This is a genomic window from Nitratireductor aestuarii (genome assembly GCF_014641695.1).
In the GTDB taxonomy this organism is placed as follows: Bacteria; Pseudomonadota; Alphaproteobacteria; order Rhizobiales; family Rhizobiaceae; genus Chelativorans; species Chelativorans aestuarii.
Genome location: NZ_BMIF01000003.1, coordinates 133177 through 148978, shown reverse-complemented (window position 1 = coordinate 148978; position 15802 = coordinate 133177). Strand labels below are relative to the sequence as shown.

The 15802-nt window shown below is 60.1% G+C and carries 14 protein-coding genes; 4 read left to right on the top strand and 10 right to left on the bottom strand.

What is annotated here, in order from left to right:
• Window positions 1-62 precede the first annotated feature (62 nt).
• Window positions 63-458 carry an AGROH133_08824 family phage infection protein gene (locus IEX27_RS06830; protein ID WP_188720200.1) on the bottom strand — a complete coding sequence of 132 codons (396 nt, stop codon included), beginning with the start codon at window positions 456-458 and terminating at the stop codon, window positions 63-65.
• 80 nt (window positions 459-538) lie between these two features.
• Window positions 539-2722 (bottom strand): primosomal protein N', encoded by a 2184-nt coding sequence (locus tag IEX27_RS06825; protein ID WP_188720199.1) that lies wholly within the window; start codon window positions 2720-2722, stop codon window positions 539-541.
• Between the two features lie 107 nt (window positions 2723-2829).
• Here IEX27_RS06825 and fsa point away from each other — a divergent pair, with 107 nt between their 5' ends.
• Window positions 2830-3483: a fructose-6-phosphate aldolase gene (gene fsa, locus IEX27_RS06820; protein ID WP_188720198.1), complete on the top strand. Its 654-nt coding sequence runs from the start codon at window positions 2830-2832 to the stop codon at window positions 3481-3483.
• Window positions 3484-3530: 47 nt separating this feature from the next.
• On the opposite strand, the gene IEX27_RS06815 is transcribed toward fsa, so the two are convergent.
• The 3 genes from IEX27_RS06815 to leuS all read right to left on the bottom strand — a co-directional run bounded on the left by IEX27_RS06815 (window position 3531) and on the right by leuS (window position 7885).
• Entirely contained in the window at window positions 3531-4445 is a 915-nt protein-coding gene (locus tag IEX27_RS06815; protein ID WP_188720197.1) for a GNAT family N-acetyltransferase, read from the bottom strand.
• 276 nt (window positions 4446-4721) lie between these two features.
• A complete protein-coding gene (locus IEX27_RS06810; protein ID WP_244630260.1) occupies window positions 4722-5258 on the bottom strand; it encodes an LPS assembly lipoprotein LptE in 537 nt (178 codons plus the stop codon).
• 8 nt (window positions 5259-5266) lie between these two features.
• Window positions 5267-7885 carry a leucine--tRNA ligase gene (gene leuS / locus IEX27_RS06805; RefSeq protein ID WP_188720196.1) on the bottom strand — a complete coding sequence of 873 codons (2619 nt, stop codon included), beginning with the start codon at window positions 7883-7885 and terminating at the stop codon, window positions 5267-5269.
• Between the two features lie 113 nt (window positions 7886-7998).
• On the opposite strand from leuS, the gene IEX27_RS06800 reads away from it, so the two are divergent.
• A complete protein-coding gene (locus tag IEX27_RS06800) occupies window positions 7999-8676 on the top strand; it encodes a YggS family pyridoxal phosphate-dependent enzyme (RefSeq protein ID WP_188720195.1) in 678 nt (225 codons plus the stop codon).
• 87 nt (window positions 8677-8763) lie between these two features.
• On the opposite strand, the gene IEX27_RS06795 is transcribed toward IEX27_RS06800, so the two are convergent.
• Complete coding sequence (locus IEX27_RS06795; RefSeq protein ID WP_188720194.1) at window positions 8764-9048, bottom strand: usg protein; 285 nt, start codon at window positions 9046-9048, stop codon at window positions 8764-8766.
• A 248-nt stretch (window positions 9049-9296) separates the two neighbouring features.
• On the opposite strand from IEX27_RS06795, the gene acs reads away from it, so the two are divergent.
• Entirely contained in the window at window positions 9297-11252 is a 1956-nt protein-coding gene (gene acs, locus IEX27_RS06790) for an acetate--CoA ligase (protein ID WP_188720193.1), read from the top strand.
• 496 nt (window positions 11253-11748) lie between these two features.
• Window positions 11749-12312, top strand: coding sequence for a GNAT family N-acetyltransferase (locus tag IEX27_RS06780; RefSeq protein ID WP_188720192.1), 564 nt, complete (start codon window positions 11749-11751; stop codon window positions 12310-12312).
• Between the two features lie 181 nt (window positions 12313-12493).
• Here IEX27_RS06780 and IEX27_RS06775 read toward each other — a convergent pair whose 3' ends face one another.
• The 4 genes from IEX27_RS06775 to IEX27_RS06760 form a co-directional block, all read right to left on the bottom strand.
• Window positions 12494-12880: a DUF2794 domain-containing protein gene (locus tag IEX27_RS06775; RefSeq protein ID WP_188720191.1), complete on the bottom strand. Its 387-nt coding sequence runs from the start codon at window positions 12878-12880 to the stop codon at window positions 12494-12496.
• Between the two features lie 329 nt (window positions 12881-13209).
• On the bottom strand, window positions 13210-13893 hold the full coding sequence (locus tag IEX27_RS06770) for a DUF1223 domain-containing protein (protein WP_188720190.1): 684 nt from the start codon (window positions 13891-13893) through the stop codon (window positions 13210-13212).
• Between the two features lie 172 nt (window positions 13894-14065).
• Window positions 14066-14863 carry an exodeoxyribonuclease III gene (gene xth / locus IEX27_RS06765; RefSeq protein WP_188720189.1) on the bottom strand — a complete coding sequence of 266 codons (798 nt, stop codon included), beginning with the start codon at window positions 14861-14863 and terminating at the stop codon, window positions 14066-14068.
• A 197-nt stretch (window positions 14864-15060) separates the two neighbouring features.
• On the bottom strand, window positions 15061-15717 hold the full coding sequence (locus IEX27_RS06760; RefSeq protein WP_188720188.1) for a LolA family protein: 657 nt from the start codon (window positions 15715-15717) through the stop codon (window positions 15061-15063).
• Window positions 15718-15802 lie beyond the last annotated feature (85 nt).

The following is a 15802-nucleotide window of genomic DNA, read 5'->3' as shown; positions in this document are numbered from 1 at the left end:
ACATATCGAAACCGCAACTTTTTGGCAGGTTTGTCGCATCCCCGCCGATAGGGTTGTTATGCTTAAGGAATAATCCCGAAGGCATAGACGAGCGGCAGGGCAGCCATGGCTGCCGAAACCAGCAACCGCCCGAAATTCCTGAGAGTTAGCGCCCTGTCAAAGAGGGCTGAGAGAATCCGCCCGATGGCGGCCACGGCCCATCCGAAACCCAGCGCCATATAGACCCAAGGCTGGGCAAAAAGAATCGCCGCGATTCCGATGCCGACATAAAAGCCGCCGAGTTGCGCGCGCGATTCTGCCAGCGCCTCAGGATGTTGCGCAACGTCGCTTCGGCCAAGAGCAGTGAGCCGCAGACGTGGCGTCAACATCGCGACAAGGCCGATAAAGATAGTCACGAGCGCGGAAGCCCATGCCAGCCATTCGCCTTGGCTATAGGGCCAGGGGAAAGCAAACTCCATTTTCACCTCTTCAATGGTTGGCGGGCGTATAGCGCTTTTGAACGCCTCACGCCATGACGGCAAAGACACATCCGCGATGTTTAAAGGAAGCTCTGCGGGTCGATGTCGACCTGCACACGTATACTTCCGCGAGGCTTTGGACCCTTGGCGAGCCAGGCGCGGATGTAGGACTGGATGTCCGACCGACGGGAAGCGCTGACGAGGAGCCTGAAGCGATAACGTCCTGCAACGAGGGCCATCGGCGCTTCTGCCGGACCAAGGACGTCGATCTCGGATGCGTGGGTCGCCGCCCGCCGGAGTTCACGGGCGTAGCCTTCCGCCTCGGGCTTGGTGGAAGCGCTGATGATGATCGAAGCCAGGCGGCCGAAGGGCGGAAGGCCGGATTGACGGCGTTCCTGCACCTCGCGCTCGTAGAACGCTTCCGCATCGCCCGAGACGAGCGCCTTCATCACCGGATGTTCCGGCTGATAGGTCTGGATCAAGCCCTTACTTTTCAGGCCCGTACGACCCGCGCGGCCGGTCACCTGATGCAGGAGCTGGAACGTTCGTTCCGCAGCGCGGGGGTCACCGTTGGTGAGGCCAAGATCAGCGTCGACGATTCCAACGAGCGTCATGCCGGGGAAGTTGTGGCCCTTGGCGACCAACTGGGTGCCCACGACAATGTCGGCTTCACCATTGGCAATGGCCTCCAGCTCCAGCCGCAGGCGCTTCACGCCGCCCAAAAGGTCTGACGAGAGGATGATCGTGCGAGCATCCGGAAAATGCTGGTCGATCTCTTCCGCGATTCGCTCCACACCGGGACCGCAGGGGACGAGGTGGTCGAGCGTCCCGCATTCCGGGCAGGCATCCGGCTGCGGCTCGTGGTGGCCGCAATGGTGGCAGACGAGCTGTTTCCTGAAGCGGTGCTCGACCAGCCAGCTCGAACAGTTGTCACACTGGAAGCGGTGACCGCAGACACGGCAAAGCGTCAGCGGAGCATAGCCGCGACGGTTGAGGAACAGGAGCGACTGCTCCTTGCGGTCGAGCGTTTGCGAGATCGCCTCGATCAGCGCAGGCGAGATGAAGCCGCCGGGTCGCGGAGGCGAGCGGCGCATGTCGAGGGCCGCGATGTCGGGCATGGCCGCCTGTGCAAAGCGGACGGGCAGCACGAGCCGCTCGTACCTGCCCTGCTCCGCATTAACCCGGCTTTCGAGCGAGGGCGTTGCCGAGGCGAGGACTACGGGAAAGTTGCCGATTCGCGCGCGCACCACGCTCATGTCGCGGGCGTTATAGAAGACGCGGTCTTCCTGTTTGTAGGCAGGATCGTGCTCTTCATCGACCACGATGAGGCCCAGTTCGTTGAACGGCAGGAAAAGTGCGGAGCGAGCACCCGCCACCACGCGCACCTGCCCCTCGGCTACCTGCCGCCAGACCTTTTCACGCTTGCGCGGAGCAAGATCCGAGTGCCATTCAGCGGGCTTCGCGCCGAACCGATCATGGAAGCGGTCGAGGAAGGCCTGCGTCAGCGCAATTTCAGGCAGCAGGATCAGGACCTGCTTGCCCTGCTCAAGCGCTGCGGCCACCGCCTCGAAATAGACCTCCGTCTTGCCGGAGCCGGTAACACCGTCGATCAGCGTCGCGCTGAAGCTGCTTTCCGCGATCTTTTCCCGAAGGCGGTCGGCGACGCTCTGCTGCTCGGGTGTAAGCTGCCCCTTACCGAAGGTGGGATCCGGCATTGCAACGATGGGTCGCGCGGCGATTTCAACGTGCTCGAACACGCCTTGGGAAATCAGACCGTCGATGACGGACGATGAAACACCGGCGGCATGGGCAAGGCCGGAGCGGGTCCATGCCTGTCCATCACCTGCGTATTCCAGCACGCGTTTGCGTGCCGGGGTCAGCCGGTCAGGCTGAAGGTCGGTCAGCACCAGACCTTCGGTCATGGGTTCCGGATCGAAGGCGGCAGGAGCACGAAGCGCCATGCGGGCGACCATGCCGGGCGGGGAAAGCGTGTAATTCGCCACCCAATCAACGAATCGGCGCATCTCTTCCGGTAGCGGCGGACAGTCGAACGCGTGGCAGATCTTGCGCAGCTTCGAAGCCGCCACCTGCTCTCCCGGACCGTCCCAAACCACGCCCGCGACCTCGCGCGGGCCCAAGGGCACGCGCACGATCGATCCCGGCTCCACATGCATGCCAATGGGTACCCCATAGGAGTAGGGGCGCTCCGCAGGCATGGGGACCATCACAGGAACAACGCGTTCTACGTTCGATTCTAGACTCATTGGGCGTGACCTTGCCGGATTCTTGGATTAGAGCAAGGCCAAGTTTCCATTCCCGCGCAAATCACCGAACCGGCGATGGAAGACCGGTAAAGTTCAGGAGAAAATCGATGAAGTTTTTTGTCGACACCGCAGACGTCAACGACATTCGTGAGCTGAATGACTATGGCTTTCTGGATGGCGTGACGACCAACCCGTCCCTCATCATGAAGGCCGGACGGCCGATGCTCGAAGTCATCAAGGAGATCTGCGAGGTCGTTAAGGGCCCGGTTTCCGCCGAAGTGACCGCGACCGAATACGCGGAAATGATGCGCGAGGCCGACATTCTTTCCAAGCTCGGCGACAACATTGCCATCAAAGTGCCGCTCACGCTCGACGGCCTCAAGGCCTGCAAGGCGCTCACCGGCGACGGCCGCATGGTCAACGTGACGCTCTGCTTCTCGGCCAACCAGGCGCTGCTCGCAGCCAAGGCAGGCGCGACATTCATTTCGCCGTTCATCGGTCGTCTCGATGACATCAACATCGATGGCATGCAACTGATCGCCGACATCCGGACGATCTACGACAACTACGACTTCAAGACCGAGATCCTGGCTGCCTCGATCCGCTCGGCCAACCACGTCAGGGAAGCTGCCCTGATCGGCGCCGACGTCGCGACCGTTCCGCCGGCAGTGCTGAAGGATCTCGTGAAGCATCCGCTTACCGACAAAGGACTTTCGGCATTCCTCGCCGACTGGGCCAAGACCGGCCAGAAGATCGGCTGAGTTCAGGCATTATAGGTACGAAAAAGGCTCCCCTCGCGGAGCCTTTTTCATTTGCAGGAACGGAATTCTGCGTCCGCATCCTGCGCCAGCACCTCCACTGCATGGCGCTGGAGCTGCGAGGCGACTTCGGCGGGCTCACCATCGCCGATGGCGGCGGGTGCGATCGGCTTGCCGACGACGATGTCGAAGCTTCGCCCCTTCTTGTTCAAGAGCTCGTGGAAGAGCGTCATGTCTCTCAGCTCGGTCGAGTGCTTCGACAGGAAATAGAACAGGCCAGAGTTGCGCGCCGTAAGCTTTACCGGAACGATCGGCACTTCATAGCGGCGGGCAAGAGCTACGACGGATGGCTGCCATGGCCGTTCGGTGAGCTTGTCCTCATGCCAGTAGGCGATACGGCCTGACGGGAAAAGGATCACGGCCTTCTCCTCGGTGAAAGCCTTGGCAGTCATGGCGAGCGTGTCGCGGCTCTTGGCGTGGGACTTCTCCCCTGCCCGCCACTCCACCGGGATGATGAGATCGCGGAAGCGCGGATTGACCCGCAGTGCGTCGCGATTGGCGAAGATCGCCATGTCGGGGCGCAAACCCTTCATCAGATCAAAGATCGCTATTCCGTCGGCGATGCCCGTCGGATGCGTGGGCGCGAGGATGAAACAGCCGCTGCGCGGGATATTCTCGGTACCGCGAACGGAGACATTGAGCGACAGAAGCTCGCTCAGGTAGGACATGGCGTCCCAGCCGGAGAGTTCGGCAATTTCGTCGGCCATGCCGATCGCTTGCCGGTAGTGCAGGAAACGGTAAAGCAGCGGGCGGAGGACAGGCCAGGCAGGGTGCTTCGAGAGGTGGATCGTACGTTCGGAGATCAGCTGGTCGACGATGTGTGGCTCACCGTCCTGCACTTCACGCTTCAGGATGCGTCCTCCAAGACCCCCTGCGACCGACAGTATCGTCGTTTGCAAATCCATAAGGAGGCACTCCGTTCAAGCCTGCTGACCAACTCGATCAATTCTGCCGGACCAACTTGGTTCCTGCCAGAGGAACTAAGCCAATCCGGTACTGCTACCTGAAACTCAAAACGCCCAAACTCGATACTGCGCCAACTACCCTTTGTGCCTAGACCAGTTCAGACTTTCACAGAAACTCTGAACTGCGCTGACTCTTTGCTTTCTCGCGGTTCCGGACGGAAAACCGGTTTCCACTTTTCCTGGAACCGCTCTAAGCCGCCCAGTTCTGAAACCAGTTTATTGCCCGCTCACCCGCACAAAATCCTGCGCGAGTGACAGCCTGATGAACTCCGCCAGCTCGCGAGCTGCGCGGTTCTCGGCATCCCGTTCCGCCCGAAGAACGGCAAACTCCTGCCGCGGTCGGTCGAAGGAGGCCGTCGCCTGCTGGTTGCCGGTTGCGACCGTCTTGCCGGTTGCTGCATCGACCAGCGTATAGCGGCCGGTCAGTTGCACGCTGCCGGCAGTCGGCTCATCCACTCCGCCAGACTGAACCTGAACTGAGGAAAACACCGATCGGGTCACATTGAGGGTGAGCCTGTAGGCCGGGTTGGCCGGTTGTCCCGCGCCGCCGTTCATCAGGAAGATCAGGTGATTGCGAACCTCCTGCGCGTAGCGGGTGTTCACCTCGGCAATGCTGACGGAAGGCAGGGCCGAGTTTTGCTCACCAAATGTGGTGGACGTGGTTGCAAGCATGGGCCTTACCGTGCAGCCCCCGACGAGGGCTGCAGCAAGTATCAAGCCGGCAATAGCCGAGGCGCGGACTTTGGGATGCACGGGGCCTCCTAGACAACCACGTTGACGATGCGCTGGGGTACGACGATGATTTTGCGCGGCGCACCACCATTCAATGCACTCTGAACAAAATCAAGGGCCAGCACAGCCTGTTCAACCGCAGCTTGGTCTGCATTGCGGGCGATTGTCAAATCTCCGCGCTTCTTTCCGTTGATCTGGACAGGCAGAACCACCTCGTCATCCACAACAAGACGCGCGTCGAATTCCGGCCAGGCAGCTGCCGCAACCAATCCCTCGCCACCGATCTGCGTCCAGCACTCTTCCGCCAGGTGCGGCATGAAGGGCGCGATGATCTGGATCAGGATCTCAACGGCCTCGCGGGCTGCGCCACGGACGTCTTCCGAAGAGGTGTCGGAGACCGAGGCAAACTGGCCCTGCAGCATGTTCGCGAAGGAATGCATGTGAGCGATCGCGCGGTTGAAGGCGAGGCTTTCGATCGCTTCGCTCACCATCTTCAGCGTCTTGTGGGCGGACTTGGAGATCGCCGCTGCTTCGCCCTCGTAGGCGGACTTGGCAGCTACGCCGGAGATCGCCGGAAGCACATCGGTCACCAGGCGCCAGACGCGCTGGATGAAGCGATGGGCGCCAGCTGCGCCGTCGTCGGTCCACTCCACATCGCGCTCGGGCGGCGAATCGGAGAGCATGTACCAGCGCGCCGTATCGGCACCGAAGGAATCGATGATGTCTTCGGGGCTGACGGTGTTCTTCTTGGACTTCGACATCTTCTCCAGCGCGCCGATCGAGGCCGGCTTGCCGGTTGCGATCTCGAAGGCCTTGCGGGATGCGTCAGCGCCCTCGATGCGGACCTCGTTCGGAGCCAGCCAGTGGCCGTCTTCCGACTTGTAGGTCTCATGCACGACCATGCCCTGGGTGAACAGGCCCTTGAACGGCTCGTCTATATCCAGATGGCCAGCCTTGCGCATCGCGCGGGTGAAGAAGCGCGAATAGAGCAGGTGCAGGATCGCGTGCTCGATACCGCCGATGTACTGGTCGACCGGCAGCCAACGGTTTGCGACGTCCGGCACGGTGGGGTTTTCGGCATGGGGAGCCGTGAAGCGGGCGAAGTACCAGGACGAATCCACGAAGGTGTCCATGGTGTCCGTCTCGCGGGTCGCATCGCCGCCGCACTTGGGGCACTTAACGTGCTTCCAGGTCGCGTGACGGTCGAGCGGGTTGCCCGGCTGGTCGAAGGTGACATCGTCCGGCAGCTTGACCGGCAGATCCGACTTCGGCGTGGGCTGAATGCCGCACTCCTTGCAGTGGATCATCGGGATCGGGCAGCCCCAGTAGCGCTGGCGCGAAATGCCCCAGTCCCGCAGGCGGAAGTTGACCTTGCGCTCGCCGACGGGCGCGCCGTTCAGCTGCTGCTGCGCCAGACGCGATGCCACTTCCTCGAAGGCTTCCCGGTTCGGCATGCCGTCCAGGAAGCGCGAGTTGATCATCACGCCATCGTCCGTGTAGGCCTCGTCGCCGATCTCGAAGGTAGCGGCGTCCGCGCCTTCCGGCATGACGACAGGAACGACCGGCAGGTCGTACTTGCGCGCGAATTCCAGGTCGCGCTCGTCGCCCGACGGGCAGCCGAAGATCGCGCCCGTGCCGTAGTCCATCAGCACGAAGTTTGCGACGTAGACCGGCAGCGTCCACTCCGGATCAAAGGGGTGACGGACGCGGATGCCCGTGTCGAAACCCTTCTTCTCCTGCGTCTCGAGGACGGCGACGGAGGTTCCCGCGCGACGGCACTCTTCCTGGAAGGCAGCCAGTGCCGGATTGTTTTCCGCAGCCTTCTTGGCCAGCGGATGGTCGGCTGCGATCGCCATGAAGGACGCACCGAAAATCGTGTCCGGACGCGTCGTGTAGATCTTCAGCTCGGTCTCGCCTTCCGGCGCAGTCTCCTGCACCAGCTCCCAGCGAACCAGCAGGCCCTCGGAACGGCCGATCCAGTTGCGCTGCATGAGGCGCACCTTCTCCGGCCACTGGTCGAGGCCGTCGATCGCCTGCAGCAGATCCTCGGCATAGTCCGTGATGCGGAAGAACCACTGGGCCAGCTCGCGCTGCTCAACCAGAGCGCCCGAACGCCAGCCGCGGCCGTCGATCACCTGCTCGTTGGCGAGCACGGTGTTGTCGACCGGGTCCCAGTTCACCTTCGACGTCTTGCGGGTGATCAGACCCTTTTCGTAGAAGTCGATGAACAGCATCTGCTGACGGTGGTAATAGTCCACGTCGCAGGTGGCGAACTCACGGCTCCAGTCGAGCGAGAGGCCCATCATCTTCAGCTGATCGCGCATTACCGCGATGTTCTGATAGGTCCAGTCCTTAGGATGGACCTTGTTCTGCATCGCAGCGTTCTCGGCCGGCATGCCGAACGCATCCCAGCCCATCGGGTGCAGGACATTGAAGCCCTTGGCGCGCTTGTAGCGAGCCACCACGTCACCCATGGTGTAGTTACGCGTGTGGCCGATGTGAATGCGGCCAGACGGATAGGGGAACATCTCGAGGACGTAGTAGGTCGGACGGGGATCGTCGTTCGATGCCTCGAACAGACGGGCCTCCTCCCAAGCTTTCTGCCAGCGAGGTTCGGAAGTGCGGGGATTGTAACGTTCAGTTGCCATGCCGGGAATTTCCCATAAAAGGGACATCATGATTTTGGCGGACCTTCACCACGGTTTGCCGCACTCGTCAACACCGGCACTCAAAAAGGGTGCCGTAGTCCTGAGCAAGATCCATGACCAATGTCACCGAAAATCTCCAAAAAGTGAAAGCCGAAATCGCGAAAGCAGCCCGCGAAGCGAGCCGCAATTCCGATGATGTGACACTGGTGGCGGTCTCAAAGACCTTCGATGCGGACGAGATCCGGCCAGCACTTGCCGCCGGCCAGCGCGTGTTTGGCGAGAACCGCGTTCAGGAAGCGCAGTCCAAGTGGCCGCAATTGCGCGAGGAGTTTTCGGGCATCGAACTGCACCTTATCGGCCCGCTGCAATCCAACAAGGCCAAGGAAGCAGTTGCCCTGTTCGATGTGATTGAGACGGTCGATCGTGAGAAGATTGCCGCAACACTTGCCGAAGAGATCAAGAAGCACGGCAAGCACCCTCGCCTCTACGTGCAGGTCAACACGGGGCTTGAGCCGCAGAAGGCGGGCATCGATCCGCGCGAAGCGGTTGCCTTCGTTAAGCGCTGCCGCGAGGTTCACGGGTTGGAAATCGAGGGGCTGATGTGCATCCCGCCCGTCGACGAGAATCCCGGTCCGCATTTCGCGCTGACGGAGAAGCTTGCGCGGGAGGCCGGTGTGGCGAAGCTTTCGATGGGCATGTCCGGCGACTACCCCATCGCAATCGCCTTCGGCGCGACGAGCGTGCGCGTCGGCTCGGCAATCTTTGGCCACCGCGACTACAGCGCGCAGTAGGTTCAAGCTCCTCGGCGTGCTGGTCTAACTCTTTGTTTTCTCGCGGTTCCGAACGGAAAACCGGTTCCCACTTTCCCTGGAACCACTCTAGTGCAGGATCAGCTCGCCGGTGACGTTCCGCCACTCACCGGGTGATATCAGCCGCTTGTGGGTGTAGACGACGGAATACAGCCTCCCCTCGATCTCCTTCTTCCAGAACTCGATGAACTGATGCAGCTCTGGAAATTTCGGCGCCAGGTCATAGTGCTGCCATATGAAGCTCTGCAGTAGATGGGGATGATCCGGCATGCGGTAGAGAAGCTCTGCCGTGATGAGGCCGTATCCTTGCAGCTGCAGTTCCAGGTCGCTCTTGTTGGTCGTCAAATCGCTCATGATGGTCCTGTAGTCTGTTAGAGCTTGAAGTAAATCATGACCGACAATCATTATCCTGACCAGTTCCAAATCGCCTTATTCCAGTAAATTCTGGTTTATTTACAAGCAGTTAGCATCCACCTTGCGCTAGTGCTGCCAAGCAGATGCATGGCTTGCGTTTGATCTTGCACAAAATGATAGTATTCGTTGACGACTATAGATGCTGCAGACACCCCAAAAACGGGCCAGCACTTCGGAGGAAGAGAGCCATGTCGGACACGCATATCCATAGAACCAAGCCAGAGTGGAAGGAGAACGCGCTTATCGATGCGCAGACATATGAAGCTTGGTATCAGGAGAGCGTAGAGAATCCAGATGCCTTCTGGGGTCAGCACGGACAACGGATCGACTGGTTCAAACCCTTCACGAAGGTCAAGAACACGTCATTTGACGGTAATGTCTCGATCAAATGGTTCGAGGACGGTGAGCTAAACGTCTCATACAACTGCCTTGACCGGCATCTGGAAAAGCGCGGCGATCAGGTTGCGATCCTGTGGGAGGGTGACAATCCGGCGGAAGACCGCAAGATCACCTATCGCGAACTGCATGCAGAAGTCTGCAAGCTCGCCAATGTGCTGAAAAGCCGGGGCGTGAAGAAGGGCGACCGCGTCACGATCTACATGCCGATGATCCCGGAAGCGGTGGCTGCCATGCTCGCCTGCACCCGCATCGGCGCGGTGCATTCGGTGGTGTTCGGTGGCTTCTCGCCGGATTCGCTCGCCGGACGCATCATCGACTGCAAGTCCGATTTCATCATCACGGCTGACCAGGGCCTGCGCGGCGGACGCGCGGTTCCGCTCAAGGAAAACGCCGACAAGGCGATCGCCATCGCGGAAAAGGCCGGCGCCAAGGTCAAGAACGTGCTGGTCGTGAAGCGCACGGGCGGAGAGATCAGCTGGGCGGACGGACGCGACCTTTGGTATCATGACGAGATGGCAGGCGCTTCGGCTGAATGCGAACCTGAACGCATGAACGCGGAAGACCCGCTGTTCATCCTCTACACTTCCGGCTCGACCGGTTCACCCAAGGGCGTGCTGCACACCACCGGCGGTTACCTCGTCTTCGCCTCGATGACGCATCAGTACGTCTTCGACTATCACGATGGCGACATCTACTGGTGCACGGCGGATGTCGGCTGGGTCACCGGCCATAGCTACATCGTCTACGGCCCACTCGCCAATGGCGCCACGTCGCTCGTCTTCGAGGGCGTGCCAAACTATCCGGACTCCTCGCGCTTCTGGCAGATCATCGACAAGCACCAGGTCAACATCTTCTACACCGCGCCGACCGCTATCCGCGCGCTGATGGGTGCTGGCGACGAGTATGTCACGAAGTCGTCGCGCAAGTCGCTGCGGCTCCTCGGTTCCGTTGGTGAGCCAATCAATCCGGAAGCCTGGGAATGGTATTACCGCGTGGTGGGCGAGGAGCGCTGCGCCATCGTGGACACCTGGTGGCAGACGGAAACCGGCGGCATCCTGATCACGCCGCTGCCGGGCGCAATCGACCTGAAGCCCGGATCGGCAACCAAGCCGTTCTTCGGCGTGAAGCCGCAGCTGGTCGATGGCGAAGGCAGCGTGATCGAGGGTGCCGGTTCCGGTAATCTCTGCATCATCGACTCCTGGCCGGGCCAGATGCGCACGGTCTACGGCGACCACGACCGCTTCGTGCAGACCTACTTCTCGACCTACAAGGGCAAATATTTTACGGGGGATGGTTGCCGCCGGGACGAAGACGGGTACTACTGGATTACCGGCCGCGTGGATGACGTGCTGAACGTCTCCGGCCATCGCATGGGCACGGCAGAGGTCGAGTCAGCGCTGGTATCGCATCCGAAGGTTTCGGAAGCCGCCGTTGTGGGCTACCCGCACGACGTCAAAGGCCAGGGCATCTACTGCTACGTGACGCTGATGGCTGGCGAAGCGCCGTCCGAAGAGCTGAAAAAGGAACTGGTCGCCCATGTGCGCAAGGAGATCGGCCCGATCGCCGCACCCGACAAGATCCAGTTCGCTCCGGGCCTGCCAAAGACCCGTTCCGGCAAGATCATGCGGCGTATCCTGCGCAAGATTGCCGAGGACAATTACACCGCGCTCGGCGATACCTCGACGCTTGCCGACCCTGCCGTGGTCAACGACCTCGTGGAAAACCGGCAGAACCGCCGGGCGTAAGATGAAAGCTTCGGAAGGGCCGCCATGGAGCGGCCCTTTTCTATTGTGCCGATCTCAACGGTCGATCCAGCGTCGGCAAATGGGGCTACTTTCGGCAAGCGAGCCCAGCTGGCTGAGAATATTTCGAACAACCTCCCGGCTCGGGCAGACATTTTCGCAAGGAATACCGTCTGAATCACCGTCAGCACGGGCATAGCCCGAGCACCACATTACAACGGCTTCATAGCAGCTCGACACGGCCTTGCAGCTCTGCCGCTGAGCCATCTGAAACTGTTCGGTGAAATCTTCGTTGGCTGCTCCCGGCTGTACCAGTGCAACGGTGAGGCCAATGGCAAGAGCCGCCGGCAATCCAGTTCCCCGCATCCATGGGCAAAGTATGGAAAAGCGCGGGTAGGAATGCAATCAATAATGCTGCTGCTTTCCATCAGATTTCGAAGCTTTTCAAGCAGCAAAGATAGTGCGATGTACGTCGCATCTAACTATCGGATGCAATCCCATGACAGTCACGATCCGCCCAGCAGAGGCTTCGGATATCGCCGTAATTACGGCGATCTACGCACACGCGGTCAACCACGGTACAGCAACATATGAGCTCGAGCCACCGAGCGAACAGGAGATGACAGCCCGCTACGAGGGGCTCGTTTCCATGGGCTATCCCTATCTGGTAGCCGAGCTTGATGGCGCTGTCGTCGGCTATGCCTATGCCGGGCCGTTTCGGACCCGCAAGGCCTATCGCTTCATGGTTGAGGATTCGATCTATCTCGCGCCCGACGTCCAGGGCCGCGGGATCGGCAAGCGTCTGCTCAAGGCGCTGATCGATGAGTGCACGCGCCTCGGCTTCCGGCAGTTTACGGCAGTGATCGGTGACGGTTCGCCCAAGAGTGCTTCCGTGAAGCTGCACGCGGCGCTTGGCTTCGAACATTCCGGTGTGCTCAAGGGCAGCGGCTACAAGTTTGGCCGCTGGCTGGATACGGTGTTCATGCAGCTCGAGATGAACAGCGGAGCGACAACCCAGCCCTCGCCCGACAGCTTGCCGGAGCGGATGTACGCAGACAAATAGTTTGCCGCTAGATTCCATGCCGTAGACCACACTGGTCGTCCAATGAGAAATCTTTATCCCCTTATCGAGGCATATTGGTCGGTTAAATTTTGCGATGATCGATTACCCATGGCGCAAGCCATGGTGTTCCCGTGATGAGCTCCTGCAGCTTCCGGAGCTACAGCCGCTTTAGTCGACAGCTTCAGGCCCGGACAACACCGATCTTCTTGTCGAAGATCCTCAAGACGCGGTCGAGATCCTGGCCCCGCTTCAGGATCAGGCCCGCGGCATTCACCACGCTGTACTCGCCCTGCTTGCGGGCGAGTTTCGGACACTTCACGATCTGAAACATTGGCGCTTCGCTGGCGCGGCGGTAGACCGAGAACAGGGCCTGATCCGGAAGGTGGTCGATTGCATAATCGCGCCACTCGCCTGCCGCGACCATGAACCCGTACAAGTTCAAAATTCGATCAAGCTCACGCCGACTGAATGTTACAGGCAGTTCCAGCTTTTCCTTGCGGTACTCCGCCAGCTTGACCAGCTTACTAGAACCTTTGGTTTCGTCACCATCGCCTGTGAACTCCGCCATGGCCTCAATCTCCCAGCTGAAAAGGTCCTTCAGGAAAGGTGGCGCAGCAGGACGAAAAAGACAAGGTGTTGCTATAAAGCCATCACGCGCGGGTAATAGTCTACAGATTTGGTGATCGTCCGCCTTAGTTTCGCCATGTTGTGCTCAAGCTGCCGCCTGAATTTAAAGCGAACCTCTGATCGTTGCCTGAGACGGTTCGATCCGGAAGCGGCCTCGTACCCCAAGCCCCCCCGCCCACGGGGCTGTGCCGGATCGAACCAACTCTCTTCAGGAAACGTTTTCCTTACAGATCCGACGACTTCACCAGCGCAAAAAAGCGCGCTGTGGTTCTACCAGTCTGCCTCGGTAGACTTCGCCGCGCCGAGGATCTCGCCCGGACGGCCGTCAGCGTCGACACGCTGCAGGAGGACGGCGCAACGTCCACCTTTTTTCTCCATCTCGTTTTTCGGGATTTCGATCCGCATGGCATCGCCGTGCCACATGCCGACGGTCTGAAAGCTCGTTACAATGTTGCGGTAATCCATCTGGCGACCGGCGTTCTGGCCGCGCTCGATTTCCACCACCCTCTCGGGCTGAAAATAGATGAGCACGATGTTGGCAGCGCCTGACACGGTCTCGCTCTTGTCGATCGAGATGAGGACGCTGCTGGGCGTGGATGAAATATCCACGCCGACGCTCAGTCCGCCCCGAAGAGCTGCCTTAGAAACCGCAGCTTCCACCTTGTCCCGTTCTGATCCGACAACATGGCCTGATCCGTCGATCACCAACTGTGGTGTATAGACCGAGCCGCCGAACACCTCGGCATAGGCCTGTTGGCGGTTGGTGTTCTCGGAGGTTGCGAGGGCGTCCTTCCAGCCAAGATAGTCCCAGTAGTCGATGTGATAGGCGAGCGCGACGACGTCATCCCGCTCAGCCAGATCGCGAAACAAGGCATCTGCGGGAGGACAGGAATTGCAGCCCTGGCTGGTGAAGAGCTCGATCACGGCGCGCGGTTTGTCCGCCGCGTTTGTCACTGCCACAGACCCCAGGAAAACGAACGCAGCCAATATGCCAGGAGCAAGCCCCCTATTTCCACGTTCGTTCATGCCTGCGCGATCCGGTTTAGTGGTGAGTGCAAAATTCTGAGCTTGTTCTACAGTCAGCCATCAGGCGATGCAAAGTCACGTTCAGGTGAGTTTCAACAGCTCACGCAAACTCTGCAATCACCGGGACGTGATCGGATGGACGCTCCCAGCCGCGCGCTTCGCGCAGCACCTCAACCTTGCCGAGAACAGGCGCGAGATTGGGTGAAGACCAGATGTGGTCCAGACGGCGGCCCTTGTCAGCGGCGTCCCAGTCACGCGCCCGATAGCTCCACCAGGTGTAGAGCTTTTCTGACGGAGGAATGTGCTGGCGCATCAGATCCACCCAGCCGCCCCTCGCCTGCACGCTCTTCAGGCCATCGGTCTCGATCGGCGTGTGGCTGACGATGTTCAGCAGGGCCTTATGTGACCAGACGTCGGTTTCAAGCGGCGCGATGTTGAGATCACCCACAAGGATCGTCGCCGTATCCGCCTCGGCGGAGGGGACAACCTGGTGCATCTCCTCCAGGAAATCGAGCTTATGCCGGAATTTCTGATTGATTTCAGGATCAGGCTCGTCGCCACCAGCCGGCACGTAGAAGTTGTGGATCACCACCTTGCGGCCAGCCACATTCACCGAGGTCGAGATGTGCCGGCAATCATCCTTTTCGCAGAAGGAGCGCTTTTCGACCAGATCGAGCTGGATACGCGAAACGGTTGCCACGCCGTGGTAACCCTTCTGGCCGTTGATCTGGACGTTGTAGCCAAGCTTCCGAAAGGCTGCCGTCGGAAACTGGTCGTCAGGGCACTTGGTCTCCTGAAGGCACAGCACATCCGGCTGGTGCTCCTCAAGGAACCGCTGGACAAGCGGCATGCGCAAGCGAACAGAGTTGATGTTCCAGGTAGCAACTTTCAGCGGCATTCAGAGAGATCCGGGTATGTCTGTTGGTTTGCAACTCCGGACGGAAAACCGGTACCCACTTTTCCTGGAATTGCTGCTGTTGTGGTCGCAATTCCGGACGGAATTGCTGCGGAGGTGCGCGCAATAAACAGCATAAGCGGAGGGCTGGCAAGCGCCAGCCGCATCCGCATTCGTAAGGTACCTGAGCGAACGAAGTTCTACTTGTTCTGGCTCATCGCGTTGACACGACGGTAGTCGATATTGAACACGCTCGGGTCGAACTTCACGCCCTGCTGGACCTCGTAGACGACGATTGTCGTGTCCTTGCCCTGGGCGTCCGTGACGGTCCACTGGCGCAGCTCGTAGGTCTTGCTGTCAAAAGTCATGGTGATGGTCGAGTTGCCGAAAACCTGCTTGTCGACCATGCGGATGACGGTTGCATCCTCATCCTGCTGCACGCCCTGAAGCTTGCCGCCGGAGAGATCAATCCTCTCCGCGAGAAGCAGCTTCAGCGGGGTCTGATTCAGCGAATAGATGTCGGCCGTGTTCATCTTGCGGTTCTCAAGCACCACCGTAGTGCCATCGGAGATGACACGGAACTTGGCATTGCCTTCGTAGTCGAAGCGCAGCTTGCCGGGACGCTCGATGTAGAACTTGCCTTCCGACTGCTCGCCGCGCGGGCCGAACTGGGCGAAGCTGCCCATCATCGTGCGCACGTTGGAAAAGTGGTTGGCGATCTGCTGAGCCACCTGCGTCGAATTCTGAGCCTGAGCCGCTCCCGTAGCGAGGAGCCCCATGGCGCCGACTGCCAGCCCGATGAAGGCCCTTCTGGTGCGGGGGCCCGTTGTGCGGAGATCTTTACCCAATTCAGTCATCTTCTTCCGTTGGGACCACGAGAGCGCGGTCGATCCTTAACTTTTTTCCTGCGACGGACCTTTTCAGTGAGGTCAAACGCCGTTC